20 protein-coding genes and 1 tRNA gene are annotated in these 18,659 nt (G+C 68.1%); 12 read left to right on the top strand and 9 right to left on the bottom strand.

All coding sequences use genetic code 11. The features are described 5' to 3' along the window. Positions 1-28: 28 nt before the first annotated feature. From LMJ29_RS02605 to LMJ29_RS02590, 4 genes are all read right to left on the bottom strand, one after another. Positions 29-1,864, bottom strand: a complete 1,836-nt coding sequence (locus LMJ29_RS02605) for a family 2A encapsulin nanocompartment cargo protein cysteine desulfurase (RefSeq protein WP_229603766.1) — start codon at positions 1,862-1,864, stop codon at positions 29-31. Next, positions 1,839-2,771: a family 2A encapsulin nanocompartment shell protein gene (locus LMJ29_RS02600; protein WP_229603764.1), complete on the bottom strand. Its 933-nt coding sequence runs from the start codon at positions 2,769-2,771 to the stop codon at positions 1,839-1,841. Before LMJ29_RS02600 ends, LMJ29_RS02605 begins: the two co-directional genes overlap by 26 nt. 53 nt (positions 2,772-2,824) lie before the next feature. Next, a complete protein-coding gene (gene epsC, locus LMJ29_RS02595) occupies positions 2,825-3,763 on the bottom strand; it encodes a serine O-acetyltransferase EpsC (RefSeq protein ID WP_229603762.1) in 939 nt (312 codons plus the stop codon). A gap of 63 nt (positions 3,764-3,826) precedes the next feature. Continuing rightward, positions 3,827-4,342, bottom strand: a complete 516-nt coding sequence (locus tag LMJ29_RS02590) for a rhodanese-like domain-containing protein (protein WP_229603760.1) — start codon at positions 4,340-4,342, stop codon at positions 3,827-3,829. A gap of 513 nt (positions 4,343-4,855) precedes the next feature. Here LMJ29_RS02590 and ssuD point away from each other — a divergent pair. The 8 genes from ssuD to LMJ29_RS02550 all read left to right on the top strand — a co-directional run bounded on the left by ssuD (position 4,856) and on the right by LMJ29_RS02550 (position 12,441). After that, positions 4,856-5,992 carry an FMNH2-dependent alkanesulfonate monooxygenase gene (gene ssuD / locus LMJ29_RS02585; RefSeq protein ID WP_229603758.1) on the top strand — a complete coding sequence of 379 codons (1,137 nt, stop codon included), beginning with the start codon at positions 4,856-4,858 and terminating at the stop codon, positions 5,990-5,992. Continuing rightward, a complete protein-coding gene (locus LMJ29_RS02580) occupies positions 5,989-6,840 on the top strand; it encodes an amidohydrolase family protein (RefSeq protein WP_229603757.1) in 852 nt (283 codons plus the stop codon). Before ssuD ends, LMJ29_RS02580 begins: the two co-directional genes overlap by 4 nt. Positions 6,841-6,945: 105 nt before the next feature. Beyond that, entirely contained in the window at positions 6,946-8,136 is a 1,191-nt protein-coding gene (locus LMJ29_RS02575) for a trans-sulfuration enzyme family protein (RefSeq protein ID WP_229603755.1), read from the top strand. 439 nt (positions 8,137-8,575) lie between these two features. Beyond that, positions 8,576-9,721 (top strand): phage head morphogenesis protein, encoded by a 1,146-nt coding sequence (locus tag LMJ29_RS21015; protein ID WP_229603754.1) that lies wholly within the window; start codon positions 8,576-8,578, stop codon positions 9,719-9,721. Then, the gene (locus LMJ29_RS21010) at positions 9,718-9,915 is read left to right on the top strand and encodes a lipocalin family protein (RefSeq protein ID WP_319942208.1); all 198 of its coding nucleotides are present in this window, start codon (positions 9,718-9,720) and stop codon (positions 9,913-9,915) included. The genes LMJ29_RS21015 and LMJ29_RS21010 overlap by 4 nt, the downstream gene beginning before the upstream one ends. Before the next feature lie 117 nt (positions 9,916-10,032). After that, on the top strand, positions 10,033-11,109 hold the full coding sequence (locus LMJ29_RS02560; protein ID WP_229603750.1) for a MerR family transcriptional regulator: 1,077 nt from the start codon (positions 10,033-10,035) through the stop codon (positions 11,107-11,109). 147 nt (positions 11,110-11,256) lie between these two features. Beyond that, positions 11,257-11,916, top strand: coding sequence for an HAD hydrolase-like protein (locus LMJ29_RS02555; protein WP_229603749.1), 660 nt, complete (start codon positions 11,257-11,259; stop codon positions 11,914-11,916). A gap of 27 nt (positions 11,917-11,943) precedes the next feature. Next, a complete protein-coding gene (locus LMJ29_RS02550) occupies positions 11,944-12,441 on the top strand; it encodes an SRPBCC domain-containing protein (protein WP_229603747.1) in 498 nt (165 codons plus the stop codon). On the opposite strand, the gene LMJ29_RS02545 is transcribed toward LMJ29_RS02550, so the two are convergent. Continuing rightward, positions 12,438-12,620: an OprD family outer membrane porin gene (locus LMJ29_RS02545; RefSeq protein ID WP_229603745.1), complete on the bottom strand. Its 183-nt coding sequence runs from the start codon at positions 12,618-12,620 to the stop codon at positions 12,438-12,440. The two genes, LMJ29_RS02550 and LMJ29_RS02545, sit on opposite strands and share 4 nt — an antisense overlap. Positions 12,621-12,976: 356 nt before the next feature. Further along, a tRNA-Ser gene (locus tag LMJ29_RS02540) sits at positions 12,977-13,066 on the bottom strand. 160 nt (positions 13,067-13,226) lie between these two features. Here LMJ29_RS02540 and earP point away from each other — a divergent pair. Both earP and efp read left to right on the top strand, forming a co-directional pair. After that, positions 13,227-14,360 (top strand): elongation factor P maturation arginine rhamnosyltransferase EarP, encoded by a 1,134-nt coding sequence (gene earP / locus LMJ29_RS02535; RefSeq protein WP_229603743.1) that lies wholly within the window; start codon positions 13,227-13,229, stop codon positions 14,358-14,360. 46 nt (positions 14,361-14,406) lie between these two features. Then, complete coding sequence (gene efp, locus LMJ29_RS02530) at positions 14,407-14,982, top strand: elongation factor P (protein ID WP_229603741.1); 576 nt, start codon at positions 14,407-14,409, stop codon at positions 14,980-14,982. A 58-nt stretch (positions 14,983-15,040) separates the two neighbouring features. On the opposite strand, the gene LMJ29_RS02525 is transcribed toward efp, so the two are convergent. Beyond that, on the bottom strand, positions 15,041-15,994 hold the full coding sequence (locus LMJ29_RS02525; RefSeq protein ID WP_229603739.1) for a LysR family transcriptional regulator: 954 nt from the start codon (positions 15,992-15,994) through the stop codon (positions 15,041-15,043). Between the two features lie 101 nt (positions 15,995-16,095). Here LMJ29_RS02525 and LMJ29_RS02520 point away from each other — a divergent pair, with 101 nt between their 5' ends. Beyond that, a complete protein-coding gene (locus LMJ29_RS02520) occupies positions 16,096-16,851 on the top strand; it encodes a sulfite exporter TauE/SafE family protein (RefSeq protein WP_229603737.1) in 756 nt (251 codons plus the stop codon). Here the strand turns inward: LMJ29_RS02520 and LMJ29_RS02515 are convergent. Beyond that, positions 16,841-17,692, bottom strand: a complete 852-nt coding sequence (locus LMJ29_RS02515; protein WP_229603735.1) for a LysR substrate-binding domain-containing protein — start codon at positions 17,690-17,692, stop codon at positions 16,841-16,843. The genes LMJ29_RS02520 and LMJ29_RS02515 overlap by 11 nt on opposite strands. Before the next feature lie 136 nt (positions 17,693-17,828). Between LMJ29_RS02515 and LMJ29_RS02510 the strand changes: the two genes are divergently transcribed. Then, a complete protein-coding gene (locus tag LMJ29_RS02510; protein ID WP_229603875.1) occupies positions 17,829-18,011 on the top strand; it encodes a DUF1127 domain-containing protein in 183 nt (60 codons plus the stop codon). A gap of 149 nt (positions 18,012-18,160) precedes the next feature. Here LMJ29_RS02510 and LMJ29_RS02505 read toward each other — a convergent pair whose 3' ends face one another. After that, positions 18,161-18,454, bottom strand: coding sequence for a DUF2790 domain-containing protein (locus tag LMJ29_RS02505; RefSeq protein WP_229603733.1), 294 nt, complete (start codon positions 18,452-18,454; stop codon positions 18,161-18,163). Positions 18,455-18,659: the final 205 nt, after the last annotated feature.

Below are 18,659 nucleotides of genomic sequence, written 5' to 3'. Positions count from 1 at the left end.
CCGGGGGCTTTTGCTTTTATGCAACGCCTCAGCGCCGATTCGCCAACCGCCTGACCGTTTCAACCAGCAGATCAACCTCCTCGCAGGTGTTGTAGAACGCAAGCGATGGCCGCACGGTGGCTTCCAGGCCGAAGCGGCGCAGGATCGGCTGCGCGCAGTGGTGGCCGGAGCGTACGGCGATGCCTTCGCGGTTGAGGGCCGCGCCGACTTGTTCGGTGCGGTAGCCCTCCAGCACGAAGGACGCCACGCTGGCCTTGTGCGCCGCGGTGCCGACCAGGCGCAGGCCGGGGATGCTCGACAGGCCGCGGGTGGCGTAGGCCAGCAGGTCGTGCTCGTAGCGGGCGATGTTGTCCAGGCCGATGCGCTCGACGTAATCGAGCGCCGCCGCCAGGCCCACCGCGTCGGCGATGTTGCCGGTGCCGGCTTCGAAACGCGCCGGTGCCGGCTGGTACAGCGTCCGCTCGAAGGTCACGTCGGCGATCATGTTGCCGCCGCCCTGCCACGGCGGCAGGGTCTCCAGCAGTTCGCGCTTGCCATAGACCACGCCGATGCCGGTGGGGCCGAAGATCTTGTGCCCGGAGAACACGAAGAAGTCCGCGTCCAGCGCGCGCACGTCGACCTTGAGGTGCGACACCGACTGCGCGCCGTCGACCAGCACCCGCGCGCCGACGCCGTGGGCGAGGGCGATCACCTCGGCCACCGGGGTCACCGTGCCCAGGGCGTTGGAGACCTGGGTGATGGCCACCAGCCTGGTGCGCGCACACAGCAGCCTGGCGTACTCCTCGAGGATGATCTGTCCCGAGTCGTCCACCGGGATCACGCGGATCTTCGCGCCCACCTCGGCCGCCAGCTGCTGCCAGGGCACGATGTTGGCGTGGTGTTCGAGCTGGGAAACGATGATCTCGTCGCCGGCGCCGATGTACTTGCGGCCGAAGGTGTTGGCCACCAGGTTGATCGCCTCGGTGGCACCGCGCACGAAGACGATCTCCTCCGCCGAGCGCGCGCCGATGAAGCGCGCCACGGTGTTGCGCGCGCCCTCGTAGGCGTCGGTGGCGCGCGCCGCCAGTTCGTGCGCGGCGCGGTGGATGTTGGAGTTCTCGTGCTCGTAGAAGTACTTCAGGCGTTCGATCACCGCCGTCGGCTTCTGCGTGGTGGCGGCGTTGTCGAACCAGACCAGCGGCTTGCCGTCGACCCGCTCGGCGAGGATCGGGAAGTCGCGGCGGATCGCCTGCACGTCGAAGGCCGCGTGGCTATGCAGCTGCGGGCGCTGCTCGGCGCGGGTCTCCAGGCGCGGCACATTCCCCTGATCGAGGAAGTAGAACTGCCCCGCGCTGGCCGGCGCCTGCGGTCTGGCCGGCGTGGCGGAGGGTTCTCGCCGGCCGACGATCGACTGCAGGATCTGCCCCAGCGCATCGCCGCCCGGCATCGCGAAGGGCTGCGGGTCGATGCGGCTTTCGCTGGGTGCCGGTGCGGCAGGCACGGCTTTGCCCGGCTCGCGCGACTCGCCGACGAAGTAGTACGCCGAGGCCGGCGCGCCACCCGCCGAGGGCGCATGGCCTCCGGCGGACGGCGCCACCTGCGGGATCGCCGCGGTGTAGGCCTCGGGCGAGCCGAGATTGAAACCGTCGAAGCCGCCCGCGGGCGGGGTTGCCGGCCCCGGCGGTTCGACAGCAGCCAGGCTGGGCGCCGGGCTATTGCCCAGCGTCAGCTCGGACGCCGGGGCGGGGCGGGCGAACGCTTCGCCCGGCAGGCTGGCGAAGAACTGGTTGGCCAGCTGCGCCAGGGTGCCGACGTCCGGCAGGCCGGCCGGCGCCTCGGCGCCGGGCAGCTCCGCGGGGTTACTTGTAAGTGTCCGGATAGTCATGGTACTTGCCGACCTCCACGTCATCGAGCACCGCCAGGGCATCCTCGGTCAGCACCGCCAGCGAGCAGTACAGCGAGATCAGGTAGGAGGCGATGGCGTTGCGGTTGATGCCCATGAAGCGCACCGACAGCCCCGGGCTCTGTTCGCCGGCCACTCCCGGCTGATACAGGCCGATCACGCCCTGGCGCTGCTCGCCGACGCGCAGCAGGAGGATCTTGGTCTTGCCGTTCTCGTCGACCGGCACCTTGTCCGAGGGGATCAGCGGCAGGCCGCGCCAGGTGAGGAACTGCGAGCCGAACAGGCTGACGGTGGGCGGCGGCACGCCGCGGCGGGTGCACTCGCGGCCGAAGGCGGCGATGGCCAGCGGGTGGGTGAGGAAGAAGGCCGGCTCCTTCCATACCTTGGCGATCAGTTCGTCCATATCGTCCGGGGTCGGCGCGCCGGTCAGCGTGGAAATGCGCTGGGTCGGGTCGACGCTGGCCAGCAGGCCGTACTCGGGGTTGTTGATCAGCTCGTTTTCCTGACGCTCCTTGATGGTCTCGATGGTCAGGCGCAGCTGCTCGCGGATCTGGTCGTGCGGGCTGTTGTACAGGTCGGAGACGCGGGTGTGCACGTCGAGGATGGTGGTCACCGCGTTGAGGAAGTACTCGCGCGGCTGGTCCTCGTAGTCGACGAAGGTCTGCGGCAGCACCGCCTCGTCGCGCTGCGAGCAGGCGACCTGCACGTTGAGCGGGTTCTTCACCCGGTTGAGGCGGAAGATGCCGGCTTCCACCGGGTTCCATTGCAGCAGGTGGACCAGCCAGCGCGGCGTGATGGTGGAAAGCTGCGGGACGGTCTTGGTTGCGTTGGCCAGTTGGCGGGCGGCGCTGTCGCCTAGCGCCAGGCGTACATCCTGGGTATCAGCCATGTAAAGCTCCAGATGAGTTCGGGTCGTGGGGCCGGAGGGTTCGTCGCACGCGACTACCCCACGTTGCCCACCTGGTTCTGCAGGTTCGCCTGGCTGACGTTGCTGCCCGCGGGCACGCTGCGCGTCAGCCAGACGTTTCCACCGATGGTGGAACCGGCGCCGATGGTGATGCGCCCGAGGATGGTGGCCCCGGCGTAGATCACCACGTCGTCTTCAACGATGGGATGGCGCGGCTGCCCCTTGAGCAGCTGGCCGGTCTGGTCGGATTCGAAGCGCTTGGCGCCCAGGGTCACCGCCTGGTAGATGCGCACCCGCTCGCCGATCACCGCGGTTTCGCCGATCACCACGCCGGTGCCGTGGTCGATGAAGAAGCTGCGGCCGATCTGCGCGCCGGGATGGATGTCGATGCCGGTGGCCGAATGCGCCAGCTCGGCGATGATCCGCGCCAGCAGCGGCAGCCCGGCGTTGTACAGGTGATGGGCGATGCGGTGGTGGATCACCGCGATGACGCCCGGATAGCACAGCAGCACCTCGTCGACGCTGCGCGCCGCCGGGTCGCCCCGGTAGGCGGCCATCACGTCGCCGTCGAGCAGGCGGCGCAGTGCCGGCAGGGTCAGGGCGAAGTCCTGGACGATGCGCCGCGCCTGGCGCTCGATCTGCGCGCCGGGCGGAGTGCCGGGGCGTGCGGCGTGCGCCAGCTCCAGGCAGACCTGTTGCAGTAGGGCGTTGAGGGCGGCGTCGAGGGTGTGGCCGACGTAGAAGTCCTCGCTCTCCTGGCGCAGGTCGGGCGGGCCCAGGCGCATGGGGAACAGCGCGCCGGCCAGCGACTCGACGATCTCGCCCATGATCGGCCGCGAGGGCAGCTCGCGGCCGCCCGGTTCGCGGGCGCGGCCATGCTCGGTGCGCCATTCGCTGCGCGCGGTGCGCAGATCGCGGACGATATTCTCCAGTTGCCAGCCGCTCGCGGCGGCCGGCGTCACACGCTGATTCATCGATTGTTTCCTTCCGAGGTGCCGCGGCCCGCCGCAAACGCCGGCCGGCCGCCCGTTGGTCCGTCAGTCCTGCAGCCAGGGCAGGCCGCGGTGCCGCCAGCCGCCGCTGTCGCCGCGCTGCTGGTTGGCGTCGAGGTCGCCCTCGAAGCCCTCCAGCACGTTGAATACCTGGCTGAAGCCGGCCTTGGCCGCGGCGCTGGCGGCGGCGGCCGAGCGCTTGCCGCTGCGGCACAGCAGGACCAGCACCTGGTCGCGGCCGCCCTTGGCCTCCAGCTCGCGCAGGAAGCGCGGGTTCTTGATCAGCGCCGGCCCGCTCTGCCAGGCGACGTGCTGGGCGCCCGGCACCCGGCCGACGAACTTGAGCTCCTCGGCGGTGCGTACGTCGATCAGCCGGGCCGCGCCGCGTTCCACCAGCGCCCAGGCCTCGGTCGGGTACAGGCTGCCGGTGTAGTCGAGCTGAGCCTGCTGGCCGCGCTGGCGACCGCGCGCCAGCAGCTCCTCGGGAGCGAGTACCTGGGCGGCCGGCAGGTCGAGGGCGGGGAGGGGGTCGAGAGAGGAATGGTCGTCGGCGGCGGACATGGCGGAGTCCTCTAGTGGGCTAGTCGGTGTGGCGCGGTGGCCGGATGCCGCCACTCTAGGGGCTGACGTATATTCCTAAAAAATAATTATTAATTTTATTTTAATTCTTTTATGGAATATGAGGCGGCTGCCCATGGCAGATGAACACGCGGCTACTGGCCGGCTTGCGGACAGTCGCCGGGCTCGCGGCAGGTGTTCGTCCGGCAACTGTTGGCGGCGCAACAGCGAATCAACAGTTTGCGCGGATTTGCCCAGTTCCCCGGTGTCGCCAGGCTGTACGGGGAAAGTCCTGGATTTTGCTTGTGCGCCCAAGATGGCTGCATGAACGTGGCTTTTGCCTGCTCGATGGGGGCTTTTGCGGCGCTGGTATGCGCCTTGCTCTGCTCGGAGCAAGAGCGGCACAGAACGCTCGCCCGTACCACGCCAGCAGCCAACCGCTGTGCGCCTTGCGATGACCCTGGTCGCCAGCGCGACCGCCAAGGCCATCCCGTTCGACACTTGAGGCAAGCATTCATGAGCCTGGACATCTTCTGGTTCCTCCCCACCTCCGGCGACACCCGCTATCTCGGCAAGTCCTCCTCCGGCCGGCCGGCAACCAACGAATACATGCGGCAGATCGCCGTGACCGCGGAAAGCCTGGGCTACGACGGCCTGCTGATCCCCACCGGCAGCAGCTGCCTGGACCCCTGGGTGACCGCAGCCAGCCTGGTGCCGGTGACCAGCCGCATCAAGCTGCTGGTGGCGCTGCGCACCTCGGTCAGCGGACCGACCGCTACCGCGCGCCAGGCCGCCACCCTCGACCAGGCGCTCAAGGGCCGCCTGCTGCTCAACGTGGTGCCCGGCGGCGATGCCACCGAGCTGGCCGCCGACGGCGTGTTCCTCGGCCACGACGAGCGCTACGAAGCGGCCGACGAGGTGCTGACCGTGTGGCGCGACCTGCTGGCCGGCAATACCGTCGATTTCGAAGGCAAGCACGTCACCGTCAAGGGCGCGAAGAACTTCTTCCCGCCGGTGCAGAAACCCTATCCGCCGCTGTACTTCGGTGGTTCCTCGCCGGCCGCCCACGAGCTGGCGGCCAAGCACGTCGACGCCTACCTGACCTGGGGCGAGCCGCCGGCGGCGGTCGCCGAGAAGATCGCCGACGTGCGCGAGCGGGCGAAGAAGTACGGGCGCACCGTGCGCTTCGGCGTGCGCCTGCACGTGATCGTGCGCGAGACCAATGCCGAAGCCTGGGCCGCCGCCGAGCAGCTGATCAGCCACCTCGACGACGAGACCATCGCCAAGGCGCAGGCCAACTACGCCAAGATGGACTCCGAGGGCCAGCGCCGCATGGCCGCGCTGCACGGCGGGCGCCGCGACCAGCTGGAGGTCAGCCCCAACCTGTGGGCCGGCGTCGGCCTGGTGCGCGGCGGGGCCGGCACCGCGCTGGTCGGCGATCCGCAGACCGTGGCGGCGCGCCTGCAGGAGTACGTCGACCTGGGCGTCGACAGCTTCGTGCTGTCCGGCTACCCGCACCTGGAGGAGTCGATCCGCTTCGCCGAGTTGGTGTTCCCGCTGCTGCCGGGCAAGAAGCCGGTGACCATCGACGAGGAAGTGACCGGCGGCGCCTTCGACGTGCGCGCCACCCAGAAGGACGGAGCTGCCGCATGAGAGTCATCGACATGCGCTGCCGGCCGGCGTACCTGCACGACTTCTTCGGCGCGACGCCAGGCAACGCCGCCCACACGGCGGCACGCTGGCTGAACCGGCGAGTCGGCACCCGCGGCGACGATGCCCACTTCGAGCGCTCGCTGACCGCCGAGGGCTTCCTCGCCGAGGTGCGCGAGGCCGGGCTGAGCAAGGCGGTGGTGGTCGGCCGCCACACGCCGGGCCAGCACCTGCCCAACGACTTCATCCACGAGATCGTCCACGGTCACGAGGAGCTGCTCGGCATCGCCGGCATCGACCCGACGCTGCAGGGCGTGGAGGGCGCCATCGCCGAGATCGACCGCGCCATCGACCGGCTGGGCCTCGCCGGCATCGACCTGGAGCCGGGTTTTGCCGAGCCGGCACGCCATCCGGACGATCCGCTGTACTGGCCGATCTACGAGCACCTGGCGGCGCGCGGCATTCCGCTGTTCTTGATGAGCGGGCCGACCACCCCCGACCCGGCGTTCAACGACCCGGGGCGGCTGGCGAAGATCGCCCGCGCCTTCCCGACGCTCAAGATCGTCTGCTACCACGGCTACTGGCCGAACGTGGACCAGCTGCTCGGCGTCGCCTTCCGCTACGAGAACATCCTCGCCGTGCCGGACATGTACCTGTTCCTGCCCGGCAGCGCGGCCTTCGTGCAGGCGGCCAACGGCTTCCTCGGCGAGCAGCTGCTGTTCGGCTCGTCCTACCCGTTCCGGCCGATCTGGCCGACCATCGACGATTTCCTCGCCCTCGGCTTCAAGGAAAGCGTCATGGACAAGCTGCTCTACGGCAACGCCGCGCGGCTGTTCGGCCTGCCGGACTGAGGCCTGCGCAGTCTGCCGCGCCGGGGCGCGGCAGACGCCATCCCCTTGCCGCCGCAGGTGCTGGCGGCGCTATGCTGTCCGCCTGTTTCTCTCCGGAATTCGCGCATGTCCAAGCCTTCCCAGGGTCTCGCTACCCGCGCCGTGCACAGCGGCAACGACGTCGACCGCCACATGGTCACCCACGCCAAGAGCCAGCCGATCTACCAGACCTCGGTGTTCGTCTACGACTCGCTGGCGCAGGTCGACGATTTCCTCGCCGGCAATCCCGACAACTACATGTACACGCGCATCGGCAATCCCAACCCGGCGGCGCTGGAGGCGCTGCTCCGGGACCTGGAGGGCGGCGAGGCGGCGCTGTTCTGCGCCTCGGGGATGGCGGCGATCAGCGCCGCGCTGCAGGGCGTGCTGAGCGCCGGAGACCACCTGGTCGCCAGCCGCGAGCTGTACGGCACCACGCAGAGCCTGATCGAGAAGGAGCTGGGCCGCTTCGGCATCGCCTCCACGCTGGTCGACATCGGCGACCTGGCCGCGGTGGAGGCGGCGATCACCCCGCAGACCCGGCTGATCTATACGGAAACCGCGTCCAACCCGCTGGTGCGGGTCAGCGACATCCCGGCGCTGGCGGCGCTGGCCAAGCGCCGCGGTCTGAAGCTGGTGGTGGACAACACCTTCCTCTCGCCGGCGCTGTACCGCCCGCTGGCCGACGGCGCCGACCTGGTGCTGCACAGCACCACCAAGTACCTCAACGGGCACAGCGACGCCACCGGCGGCATCCTGGTCGGCGACGCCGAATGGGTGGCCCAGGCGCGGCGCTTCCAGATCAACGCCGGCGGCAGCGCCAGCCCGTTCGAGGCCTGGCTGACCTTCCGCGGCGCCAAGACCCTGGCCCTGCGCATGCAGGCCCACTCGCGCAACGCCCAGGCGCTGGCCGAGGCGCTCGAGGCCCATCCCAAGGTGGCGCGCGTCTACTATCCGGGGCTGCCGTCGCACCCGGACTTTGAGCTGGCCCGTCGCCTGTTCCCCAATGGCTATTCGGGGATGCTCAGCTTCACCCTCAAGGGCGGGCTGGCCGAGGTCGACCGGCTGATCCAGACCCTGCAGCTGGCGGCGTTCGCGCCTTCGCTGGCCGGCGTGGCGACCAGCATCAGCCACCCGGGCAAGACCTCGCACCGCGCGCTGGCGCCGGAAACCCTGGCCAGCCTGGACATCCACGACGGCACCGTGCGCGTTTCGGTGGGCATCGAGGAGGCGGCGGACATCGTCGCCGACTTCCTGCAGGCGCTGGAGCAGCTGTGAAAGTCCTGGCGTGAGCGTGACGTTGCGCGCTTGAGGCGCAGCGTTCCCCGCTAACCGCCGGAAAGGCGAGGGCGGGGGATTTGCCTGGGTTGGGCGGTAAGCTGAAACATCGGCCTTGCCGCCCGGCACGCTGGGCGCGACCGCTGCTGCGCCGATGTGGGGCTGCCGGCCAGCCGGGGCGGCGACAGGCGCGCCCGGTGGCAGGCGTACGGGCTTATACTGGCAGCCGCATGAAGGTCGGGGCCCGTGGCTACGCAGCCGTGCCCCGGACCGTCCCCAACCCGACCATGTGACGACGCCTCGCCGCGCGGCGGGCGCGCGGGAGGGCTCTGGTAATGAGCGAGTCGCCAATCCTCGACGTCTACGGCCGCCCCGCCGTGTTCCGCTCCTGCGGTATGGTCGATGTCGCTGGCGGGGTAACCCCGTGACCAGCGGGCCGGTGTCCAGGGAAGCGCTCGACTGGTTTCGCGCCAAGGCCTACAAGATCAGCTTCGACTACCACGACGTGTGGCAGGCGGAGCACGCCAGCGTTTTCACCGTGGCCAAGGCCATGCGCCTGGACATTCTCGAAGGCATTCGCGCGCAGGTGGACAAGGCGCTGGCCGAGGGCCAGAGCTTCGCCGAGTTCAGGGGCGAGCTGCAGCCGCTGCTGGAGCGCATGGGGTGGTGGGGTCGGCAGGAGCTGTTCGACCCGGTGGAGGGCGTCATCCAGGAAGTGCAGCTGGGCAGCCCGCGCCGGCTGAGCACCATCTACACCATCAACCTGCGCACTGCTCATGCGGCGGGCCAGTGGCAGCGCATCCAGCGCACCAAGGCCACCCATCCCTACCTGCTGTACGAGCTGGGGGCGTCCCGCGAGCACCGGCTCGATCACCTGCGCTGGGCCGGCTGTCTGCTGCCGGTCGACCATCCCTGGTGGCAAACCCACTTCCCGCCCAACGGCTGGGCCTGCAAGTGCCATGTGCGCGCGGTCAGCGAGCTCGAAGCCGAACGCCTGCGCGCCCAAGGCGTGGTCAGCGAGACCGCGCCGGACGAAGGCACCGAGGAGTACCTCAACCCGCGCACCGGCGAGGTGGTGCGGATACCCAAGGGCATCGAGCCCGGCTGGGCCTACAACCCGGGGGCGGCCGGGCCCATGCAGCCGCTGCCGCTCTCCCGGCGGCAGAAGGCCGACCGCCGCCACCCGGGCCTGGCGCGCATCACCGTCCGGCGCATGGGCGAGGTGCTGAGCGACTGGCTGCGCTCGCCGCGCGGGGTCTTTCCGCTGGCCTGGCTGGCCGACAGCGCGCCGGCCGTCGGCGGCCTCAAGTCGCAGGTGGTGGTGCTCGGCGCCACCAGCGGGCGTGCCGACCTCAGCCCGGACAACTGGGCGCGGGTCCAGCCTGCCCTGCACGAGGGCGTGCTGCTCGAGAACCGCAAGGGCCGGGTGACCCTGGTCCGCCCGCTGCCCGGCGGCGGAGCGGTGGTGATCAAGGCCCGCACCCTGGCCGGCGCGCTGTACATGACCAGCCTGCGCCGTCTGAGCGCCGCGGCCGCGGCCCGCGATGCCGATGTGCAGCGCCTGGTCGAGCGGGGAGCGGGGTGATTTTCGGCGCGTGCCCGGGAGGATGCAGTGACGAGCACTACCAGCTGGTTGCCGTGAGCGAGCCGGAAAAAGAATATCTGTGGATACTGGCCAGGACACCCGTTATCGCAGCCGATGACTACCGGAACCTGCTGACCAGGCCTTCGCATCAGGGCTTCGACATCCGCAGGCTTGAAGTCACCCGGCAGGACTGACGGGCATCGTCCGCCGTGCCGCCGAGGGGCGGCTGCGCTCGGTCGCCCGATTCTGGGCAGGCTTGCCCCTGCTGTTACGATCAGGGGCTTGATCCTCACGCAACGTGAGGCCTCAGCATGGATCTCGCCCCAGGAAACAGGAGTTCGAAGATGTTGCTGCGAGTAGGTGAACTGGCCAGGCGCACGGGTTTGACCGTTCGTACCCTCCATCACTATGACGACATCGGACTGCTCCGTCCTTCGGCCCGCACCGAAGCCGGCTACCGCCTCTACAACCGCGAGGACATCGCCCGCCTGCACCAGATCCAGGCGCTGCGCGGGCTCGGCATGACGCTGGCAGACATCGGCGCGGCTCTCGACCGTCCGGACTTCGCTCTCGCCCCCCTCATCGACAGTCAGATCAAGGCCATCGATCGGCTGCTCGCGCAACAGATCCAACTGCGCTACCGGCTGAGCCAACTCAAGGCCCGGCTCACGGAGGGCGAGGAGCCGGAGCTGGACGACTGGCTGAAAACACTGGAGCTGATGTCCATGTACGAGCAGTACTTTACCCAAGACGAACTCGCCAACCTGCCGTTCTACCGGGCAGACGATACCCTGCGGGCGGAATGGGCCGAACTGGCCCGCGAGGCCAACCTCCTCTACGCGGCGGGAGCGTCGCCAGCCAGCGAGGCCGCGCAGCAATTCGCCCGCCGCTGGATGCGAACTCTCGAGCGCGACACCGCTGCGAATCCCGACTGGTTGGCCAGACTGGACGCCATGCACGCCAGCGAGCCGCTGTTCCAGGAGCAACTGGGCGTCGCCCCGAGCGTGGTTGCATTCCTGCTGGAGGCCTTTGCCGAGAGCAAGCTGGCCGTGTTCGCCCGCTACCTCTCGGCCGGTGAGTTCGCCTTCATGCGGCAGCACTATGCGCGGGAGATGAAGGGCTGGCCGCAATTGCTGATCGACTTGCGCTGCGCCATCGATGCCGGCGCCGAGCCGGATGGCGAGGACGGTCAGCGTCTGGCCGGGCGCTGGCTGGCCATGCTGCACGGATATGCCGGCAGCGATCCGGATACCCATCGCAAGATCCGCCAGGCCATGCAGCAGGAGCCCAGCCTCGCCGAGGGAACCTGGCTCGAAGCCCGCAGCCTGGCCTTCCTGGAAAAAGCCGTGGCGTCCCTGATGGGCTGCGCCCAGCCGCACGCCAGCTGACCGCGAGCAACTTCCGATAGCGCTGCGCTGAACCTGCCAGCGCCGGCAGCCTGCGCATGTCTGAACACGGCAGGCTGCACTGCAGGTCGGCGCAGCCAGTCGCTGTACCGTTTGCACAGGGCAATCCTCAAGGTAATAGAGACAATCGTGACAAAACCGCAAAAAGGCCCGGCTCCAGGGTACGAACTCGCCATCTTCGACTTCGATGGCACGCTTGCCGACTCCTTCCCGTTCTTCGTGTCGATCATCGACACGCTGGCCGACAGATATTCGTTCAAGCGGGTTGATCGGGAGGAAGTCGAAATGCTCAGAGGGCGCAGCCCTCGCGAGCTCATGAGCCACCTCGGCATAGCCTCCTGGAAACTGCCAATGGTGGCGCAGGGCTTCATGGCGCTGATGCGGGAACGGATAGAGGAGATCCCGCTCTTCGACGAGGTGGACACGACACTTTCATACCTGACCGAGCGCGGGATCGTTGTCGCGCTGGTGTCGTCCAATGCCCATGAAAACATCGCCCGCGTTCTCGGTGCGAGCTGCCGGCATTTCAGCCATTTCGAATGTGGAGCCTCCATCTTCGGCAAGGCCTCGCGCCTGCGCCGAGTTCTGCGCCGAGCCGGAATAGCCTCCACGGCAGCCATCTATATCGGCGACCAGCCGACCGACCACGAGGCGGCCAAATCCGCATGCCTCGCATTTGGTGCAGTCGCCTGGGGTTATGGCACCCGGGAAGCCCTTGGCAGGCTGGCGCCTGAGGAAGAGTTCGCCAGCGTGCCTGATCTCAGAAGAATCGCCGGCAATACGGTTTGATTCAGGCCAGAAGGGGGAGTTATCGCTATGGGTTTGTTGCACTTGCACACGCAGATCGACATCCACGCCACGCCGGCGCAGATCTGGCGAGTGCTCACCGACTTCGCATCCTACCCGGCATGGAACCCCTTCATTCGCCAGATCGAGGGGGAGGTGGCCGCGGGGCAAAGACTGCGCATCCGCATCCAGTCTCCCGGGCAAGGCGACATGTGCTTCGCGCCCAGGCTGATGGAGGTCGCCCCTGACCAGTCGATGCGCTGGCGGGGCCACTGGCTGGTGCCGGGCCTGCTCGATGGCGAGCATCATTTCGAGCTGCTCCGACGGGGCAACGGAACCACGCGCCTGGTGCATTCCGAAACCTTCAGCGGTCTGCTCGTGGGTCTGCTGCGCCGCAGGCTGACCCACACGCGGCAAGGCTTCGATGCCATGAACCACAGCCTCAAGGCGCGCGCGGAGGCGTCAGCTGGAACGCAGCCTGAGGCAGGGCAGGCGGCAGAGGACTCTGCCGTCGAAGGGGTGGGTTAGAGTGGCGGCAGGCTGTAGCTGACGATCAACCGGTTTTCGTCGATGGTGGTGGTCACGTCGCGGCGCAGCGAGGCATTCAGCCAGGCAAGGCCGAGGCCCTTGAGGGCGCCGCTCTGCACCACGTAGTCGAAGCGCAGGTTGCGTTCCCACTCGCCGATGTCGCCCGAGCGGTTCGCCACGTCGTAGTCCGCGTCCTTGTGCGGATCGCCGCCGACCGACCAGCCCTCGGCGCGCCTTTACCAAACCATGCCGGGCCTGATGCAGCAAAGAGCCTGCTCTTGATCCATCAGCCCGATCTGCCGGCTGCCCCGATGCAGGGCTGTTGGTAGTGGCCTGGAGCTGCTGGGTAGCCAGGAGAGAGGGAGGAGGTTCAGATCCTTCCAGCAGGACATTGCTTCGTATGCCTACCTTTCCACCATAGCCGTATCGTGGTCTGGCGGGCGGGGCACGCGCAGTCCAGATGTGCGAGCAAGTGTGGAAACAAAATACCCAGAAACGCAAAAGCCCCGCATTGCGGGGCTTTTGCTATCAAATATGGCGGTGAGGGAGGGATTCGAACCCTCGATACGGTTTCCCGTATACACACTTTCCAGGCGTGCTCCTTCAACCGCTCGGACACCTCACCATATTTCGCGTCGTTGGGGCGTTGCCCTGTCGACGGCGCACAATGTAGTCGAAGCCTTTTTGAAATGCAAAGGTTTTTTCAATTTTTTCATTAGCTTAGGGTGGAATTGGGGGTGAGGGGGTTGCTGCTAGACTGCGCTCCGGCCGAGGGGGAGGGGCAAATGGCGAGCTGGGATATTTTCTGCAACGTGGTGGACAACTATGGCGACATCGGGGTGACCTGGCGGCTGGCGCGTCAGCTGGCGGCCGAATATGGCCATCGGGTGCGCCTGTGGGTCGACGAGCCGGCCGCCTTCGTCGCGCTCTGTCCCCAGGCCGATGCCGGCTTGGCGCGTCAACAGGTGGCCGGCGTGGAGGTCTGCCACTGGGCGAAGGATTGGCAGCCGCAGCCGCAGCCCGACGTGGTGATCGAAGCCTTCGGCTGCACCCTGCCGGAAGCCCAGGTCGCCGCCATGCGCGCCGCCGGGAAGCGGCCCTTGTGGCTGAACCTGGAGTATCTCAGCGCCGAGGACTGGGTGGCCGGCTGCCATGGCCTGCCGTCGCCGCAGGGGCAGGGCTTGCAGAAGTACTTCTTCTTTCCCGGCTTCGTCGCCGGTACCGGCGGGGTGCTGCGCGAGGGCGACCTGCTGGCGCGGCGGCGTGCCTTCCAGGCCGATGAGGCGGCGCGACAGGCGTTTCTCGCCGGCCTGGGCGTCACCGTGCAGGGCGCGGAGCGGCTGATCTCGCTGTTCGCCTACGAGAATCCCGGCCTGGGCGAGTGGCTGGATGCGCTGGCCGCCGATCCGCAGGCGACCCGTCTGCTGGTGCCGCGCGGACGGATTCTCGGCGATCTGCGCCGGTGGCTGGGCGAGGCGAATGAACTGCAACCGGGCTTCGTCGCCCGGCGCGGCAATCTGCAGGTGCAGGTGCTGCCGTTCGTGTCCCAGGACGACTACGACCGCCTCTTGTGGTGCTGCGACTTCAACGCGGTGCGCGGCGAGGATTCCTTCATGCGCGCGCAGTGGGCCGGGCGGCCGTTGCTCTGGCACATCTATCAGCAACAGGAGGATGCCCACTGGGAGAAGCTGGAGGCGTTTCTGGCGCTCTACCTGCAGGGGCTGTCGCCGTCGGCGGCCCTGGCGGTGCGACAGCTGTGGCAGGCGTGGAATGCCGGGGCAGGGATGGGCGCGGCATGGCAGACGCTGCAGCCGCACTGGGCGGAGTGGCGCGCGCATGCCGAACTCTGGTGCGCGGAGCAGGCCTCCCGACCCGATCTTGCGGCGGCGCTGGAACAGTTTTACCTGAGTTCGCTATAATGTGCGGCTTAGATCTTGTACCTCCAGTCACATCCGGATATTTCGCATGAAAACCGCACAAGAAATGAAGGCCAACAGCGTAGCCCTGATCGACGGCCAGCCGTGGCTGATTCAGAAAGCTGAATTCACCAAGTCCGGCCGTAACAGCGCCATCGTCAAGATGAAGCTGCGCAACCTGATCAACGGTTCCAAGACCGAAACCGTTTACAAGGCCGACGACAAGATGGAGCCGGTCATCCTCGATCGCAAGGAAGTGACCCTGTCCTACATCAGCGGCGAGGACTACGTGTTCATGGATCCGGAGTACAACTCCTATGAACTGCGTGCGGAAGATCTGGAAAGCGTCCTGCCGTTCATCGAAGAAGGCATGACCGACGTCTGCGAAGCCGTGTTCTTCGAAGGCAAGGTGATCTCCGTCGACCTGCCGACCACCATCGTGCGTCAGGTCACCTACACCGAGACCGCTGCCCGTGGCGACACCAGCGGCAAGGTGATGAAGCCGGCCAAGCTGCGCAACGGCACCGAAGTCAAAGTGGCCGATTTCGTCAACATCGACGACTGGATCGAAATCGACACCCGCGACGGCTCCTACAAGGGCCGTACCCAGGCTCCGCAAGCCTGAGTCTGACGCGTGTATACAAGAGCCCGGCCTAGCGCCGGGCTTTTGCGTTTCTGCGCGCCTATTTGCCGAAGCTGGCCTGCAGCGCCAGGTCCCAGGGCGGCAGTGGGCCGAAGCGGTTCTTGAGGAACTCCAGCAGGAGGCGGGTGCGCGACGCGGCGGGTTGCGGCAGGCGCAGGGCGTAGATGCCGCTCGGCTCGGCCTTCGGCAGGCCGCCCTCGCAGAACAGTGGTATCAGTTCGCCGCGTAGCAGGTAGTCGCTGATCAGCCAGGTCGGCAGATGGGCGATGCCGAGCCCGGCCTGGGCGGCGAACAGCAGGGTTTCCGCATTGTTGGCGGTCATCCGCAGACGGCCGGGGCGGATGAGCCGGCTCTGTCCGTCGATCTCGAAGCGCCAGGCATGGGGCGGGGCGAGGGCGTCCCAGTCGAGACCGTCGTGCTCGGGGAGCTCGCGCGGATCGGTGGGCGTGCCGCGGCGCTTCAGATACTCCGGGCTGGCGCAGAGGACGCGCCGCATCGGCGCCAGCGGTGTGGCGACCAGGCGCGTGTCGGCCAGCGGGCCGATGCGCAGCACCAGGTCGACCTGGCCGAGGTGTTCGCCCTGCAGGTCGACGAAGCTGTCGATCAGGCGCAGCTGCACGTCCAGACCGGGATAGGCGACCAGGAACTCGGCGATGGCCGGCGCCAGGTGGCGGCGGCCGAAAGGAGCCGGGGCGTCGATGCGGATCAGCCCCTCCGGCGCGCTGCTCAAGGACACCGCTTCGGCGCGGGCCAGGCGCAGTTCGTCGAGGATGCGCCGGGCGCGCTCGGCGAACGCCAGGCCCGCCGGGGTGGCCTTTACCGCGTGGGTGCTGCGCTGGACCAGGGTGCTGCCCAGCGATTGTTCCAGCGCGTCGATGCGCCGCGCCACCGCCGAGGGGGTGAGCTGGTGACGGCGGGCGGCGGCGGAGAAGCTGCCGCAGGCCAGCACGTCGAGGAACAGGTCGAGCTGGCTGGTGAGGGGATCGGCGTTCATGGGTGTTCGCTTTGCGAAATGAGCACAGCCATTGTGCATGGCTTTGCGTTTCGCGCCCAGCAGCCCCTGCGTAGCATGGCTCCATCTTTTCCGGAGGCGCCATGACCCTGCTGCAGTTTTTCCTCGACATCGGCCTCGGCCTGCTGCTCGGCGCCCTCGGTGGTCTGTTCGGCATCGGCGGCGGCCTGCTGGCGATTCCCGCTCTCGGCCTGCTATTCGGCCTCGACCAGCAACTGGCCCAAGGGACCGCGCTGGTGATGGTAGTGCCCAACGTGCTGCTCGCGCTGCGTCGCTACCACCAGCGCAATCGCATCGATTGGCGGCATGCGCTGCTGCTCGGCTTTTCCTCGTTCTGCCTCGCCTGGGTGGGCGCCGGGATTGCGGTGGGCCTGGATGCCGAGGCGATGCGCCGCGGTTTCGTCGCATTCCTGCTGGCGCTGGCGGCCTGGAACCTGACTCAGGTGTACTTGCGCGCCGGGGCGGGCAGCCCTGTCCTGAACCGTCCCTGGCCCTGGCTGGGCATGCTCGGCAGCGGCTCCGGGCTGGTCGGCGGCCTGTTCGGCGTCGGTGGCGCGGTGGTGGCCACGCCGGTGCTGACCCTGGCGTTCGGCGTCAGTCAGGTGGTGGCGCAGGGCCTGGCACTGGCGCTGGCAGCGCCGAGCACGGCGGTGGCGCTGGCGACCTACGGCATTCACGGCCAGGTCGACTGGGCGACCGGCATCCCGCTGGCCATCGGCGGCCTGCTCAGTATCGGCTGGGGGGTGAAACTGGCCCATGCCCTGCCGCAGCCGCTGCTGCGCGGGCTGTTCAGCCTGTTCCTGCTGCTGTGCGCCGCGCTGCTCGGCGTCAAAGCCTGAAGCCCTCGACGATGTGTTCGGCGAGCGTGTCGGTGACGGGCGACTCCGAGCCCGGCCGGCGCAGCAGCACGATGCTGGTGGCGGGCAGCGCCGGCAGCTCCTCGGCCTCGCCGAGGATGCGCAGGTCCGGGGTGATGATGCTTTGCAACTGGGCGGTGACGGCGAGGCCTGCGCTGACCACCGCCATGATCGCCGACAGGCTGGGGCTGGTGTAGGCGATCCGGTAGGGGCGGCCGATGGCGTCCAGGGCGTTGCACGCCCAGGCGCGGCAGAAGCAGTCGCTGTTGAACATCGCCAGCGGCATCGGCGTCTGCTCGTGCGGGCTGTAGCCGCGCGCCTCGGCCCAGACGAAACGCTCCTGGCGCAGCAGCTGGCCGATCTCGCTGCCCGGCTGGCGGGTGACGATGCTGAAGTCGAGGTCCTGGCGCTGCAGCAGCTGGGTCGACGGCTCGCAGTGCACCTCGACCTGGACCAGCGGGTGGCTCTGCGCGAAGCGCGAGAGGATGCCCGGCAGGAAGCGCATCACGTAGTCGTCCGGCGTGCCGATGCGCACCGCGCCGACCATGTGCGGCTCGCGCAGGGTGGAGAGCAGTTCGCCCTGCAGCTTGAGGATGCGCCGCGCGTAGCCGAGCAGTACCTGGCCCTCGGCGGTCAACCGCACCTGACGGCCGTCGCGCTCGAACAGCGCGCGGCGCAGCACGTCCTCCTCCAGGCGCTTCATCTGCATGCTCACCGCCGACTGGGTGCGGTTGACCGCCTCGGCGGCGCGCGTGAAGCCGCCGCTGTCGGCGATGGCGACGAAGGTGCGCAGCAGCTCGCTGTCGATGCTCGGATAGCTCATCCATCAATCCTCAAGATGCGTTGCATAACAACTATTCGTTGGATTGATCTTATGCCCGGATCGAGACTGAATCCACACACAGCGGGAGGATCAGGCGATGAAAGGGCATGCGAAGCAAGTCGATAGTGGGGCATGGATGGCACAGGAGGAGCGCGTGGCCTGGTGGCGGCGGGCATGGCGGCGCATCGGCCGCTGGCGTCAGCTGGCCCGCCAGCGCCGCCAGTTGGCCGCCCTGAGCGACGCGGCGCTCAAGGATATCGGCTACGGCCGCGCCGACATCTGGATGGAGAGCAACCGGCCGTTCTGGGATGACCGTTGAGGGACGGCATCGGGCGTGTTCGAGATGCAGGAGTGCTGGCTTTCGGAGCCTGCGCGGAGGCTGCGAAAGTGCCCGGGTGCCGCGCTACTCAACGGCGCCGGGGGCCCGCATTGCGCTACCGATCCCTGGGGGGCAATGCGGGTTGCCGGTCAGCCCCAGCGGCTGCAGCTGGCGGGAACCTTGAGGTAGGAAAGGGCGCGACGGGTTTCGCTCGAGTCCTCGTAGACCATGGTCGCGGTCACCGCCTCGCAGGTCATTTCATCCGGCTCGTGGATGGAAATCACCTTGTCGATATCCAGCTGCATGCCATAGCGATAGGGCACCGCTTCCGGCATCTCAGCCGCCGCGCTGGGCCGGGTGATTACCAGGGGCTCCATCTCCTCGGCGGCCTGGCTTGCCACTGGGATCAGGCACAGCGACAGCAGTAGGTAAGAGAGTTTCATGTTGATCACCTCCGCAGAATGATCCAACCACTCCCCCTTCGATGTCAGGGCCGGCTACAGGCCGGCAGCAAAGCACTGGAGCTTGTGCTTGTCTTTAAAGTTTAGGCGCCGGAGTGCCAGCGCCAAGCCCGGATAGGCGGCGGCGGGACGGACGGTCGCCCCGCCGGCCGATCCGTCGACGCACGCCGGGCTGGCGTCGACGGTG

Origin of the sequence: Pseudomonas oryzagri (genome assembly GCF_020831405.1) — a bacterium.
Lineage (GTDB): Bacteria > Pseudomonadota > Gammaproteobacteria > Pseudomonadales > Pseudomonadaceae > Geopseudomonas > Geopseudomonas oryzagri.
Note: the sequence above shows the minus strand (reverse complement) of the source record. Positions and strands in the feature narration are given on the sequence as shown.

What these genes read in the sequence shown, in the direction of transcription:
- LMJ29_RS02605 (WP_229603766.1), bottom strand. Translation starts at nt 1,864, where the DNA reads ATGACTATCCGGACACTTACAAGTAACCCCGCGGAGCTGCCCGGCGCC.
- LMJ29_RS02600 (WP_229603764.1), bottom strand. Translation starts at nt 2,771, where the DNA reads ATGGCTGATACCCAGGATGTACGCCTGGCGCTAGGCGACAGCGCCGCC.
- epsC (WP_229603762.1), bottom strand. Translation starts at nt 3,763, where the DNA reads ATGAATCAGCGTGTGACGCCGGCCGCCGCGAGCGGCTGGCAACTGGAG.
- LMJ29_RS02590 (WP_229603760.1), bottom strand. Translation starts at nt 4,342, where the DNA reads ATGTCCGCCGCCGACGACCATTCCTCTCTCGACCCCCTCCCCGCCCTC.
- ssuD (WP_229603758.1), top strand. Translation starts at nt 4,856, where the DNA reads ATGAGCCTGGACATCTTCTGGTTCCTCCCCACCTCCGGCGACACCCGC.
- LMJ29_RS02580 (WP_229603757.1), top strand. Translation starts at nt 5,989, where the DNA reads ATGAGAGTCATCGACATGCGCTGCCGGCCGGCGTACCTGCACGACTTC.
- LMJ29_RS02575 (WP_229603755.1), top strand. Translation starts at nt 6,946, where the DNA reads ATGTCCAAGCCTTCCCAGGGTCTCGCTACCCGCGCCGTGCACAGCGGC.
- LMJ29_RS02560 (WP_229603750.1), top strand. Translation starts at nt 10,033, where the DNA reads ATGGATCTCGCCCCAGGAAACAGGAGTTCGAAGATGTTGCTGCGAGTA.
- LMJ29_RS02550 (WP_229603747.1), top strand. Translation starts at nt 11,944, where the DNA reads ATGGGTTTGTTGCACTTGCACACGCAGATCGACATCCACGCCACGCCG.
- earP (WP_229603743.1), top strand. Translation starts at nt 13,227, where the DNA reads ATGGCGAGCTGGGATATTTTCTGCAACGTGGTGGACAACTATGGCGAC.
- efp (WP_229603741.1), top strand. Translation starts at nt 14,407, where the DNA reads ATGAAAACCGCACAAGAAATGAAGGCCAACAGCGTAGCCCTGATCGAC.
- LMJ29_RS02525 (WP_229603739.1), bottom strand. Translation starts at nt 15,994, where the DNA reads ATGAACGCCGATCCCCTCACCAGCCAGCTCGACCTGTTCCTCGACGTG.
- LMJ29_RS02520 (WP_229603737.1), top strand. Translation starts at nt 16,096, where the DNA reads ATGACCCTGCTGCAGTTTTTCCTCGACATCGGCCTCGGCCTGCTGCTC.
- LMJ29_RS02515 (WP_229603735.1), bottom strand. Translation starts at nt 17,692, where the DNA reads ATGAGCTATCCGAGCATCGACAGCGAGCTGCTGCGCACCTTCGTCGCC.
- LMJ29_RS02510 (WP_229603875.1), top strand. Translation starts at nt 17,829, where the DNA reads ATGGCACAGGAGGAGCGCGTGGCCTGGTGGCGGCGGGCATGGCGGCGC.
- LMJ29_RS02505 (WP_229603733.1), bottom strand. Translation starts at nt 18,454, where the DNA reads ATGAAACTCTCTTACCTACTGCTGTCGCTGTGCCTGATCCCAGTGGCA.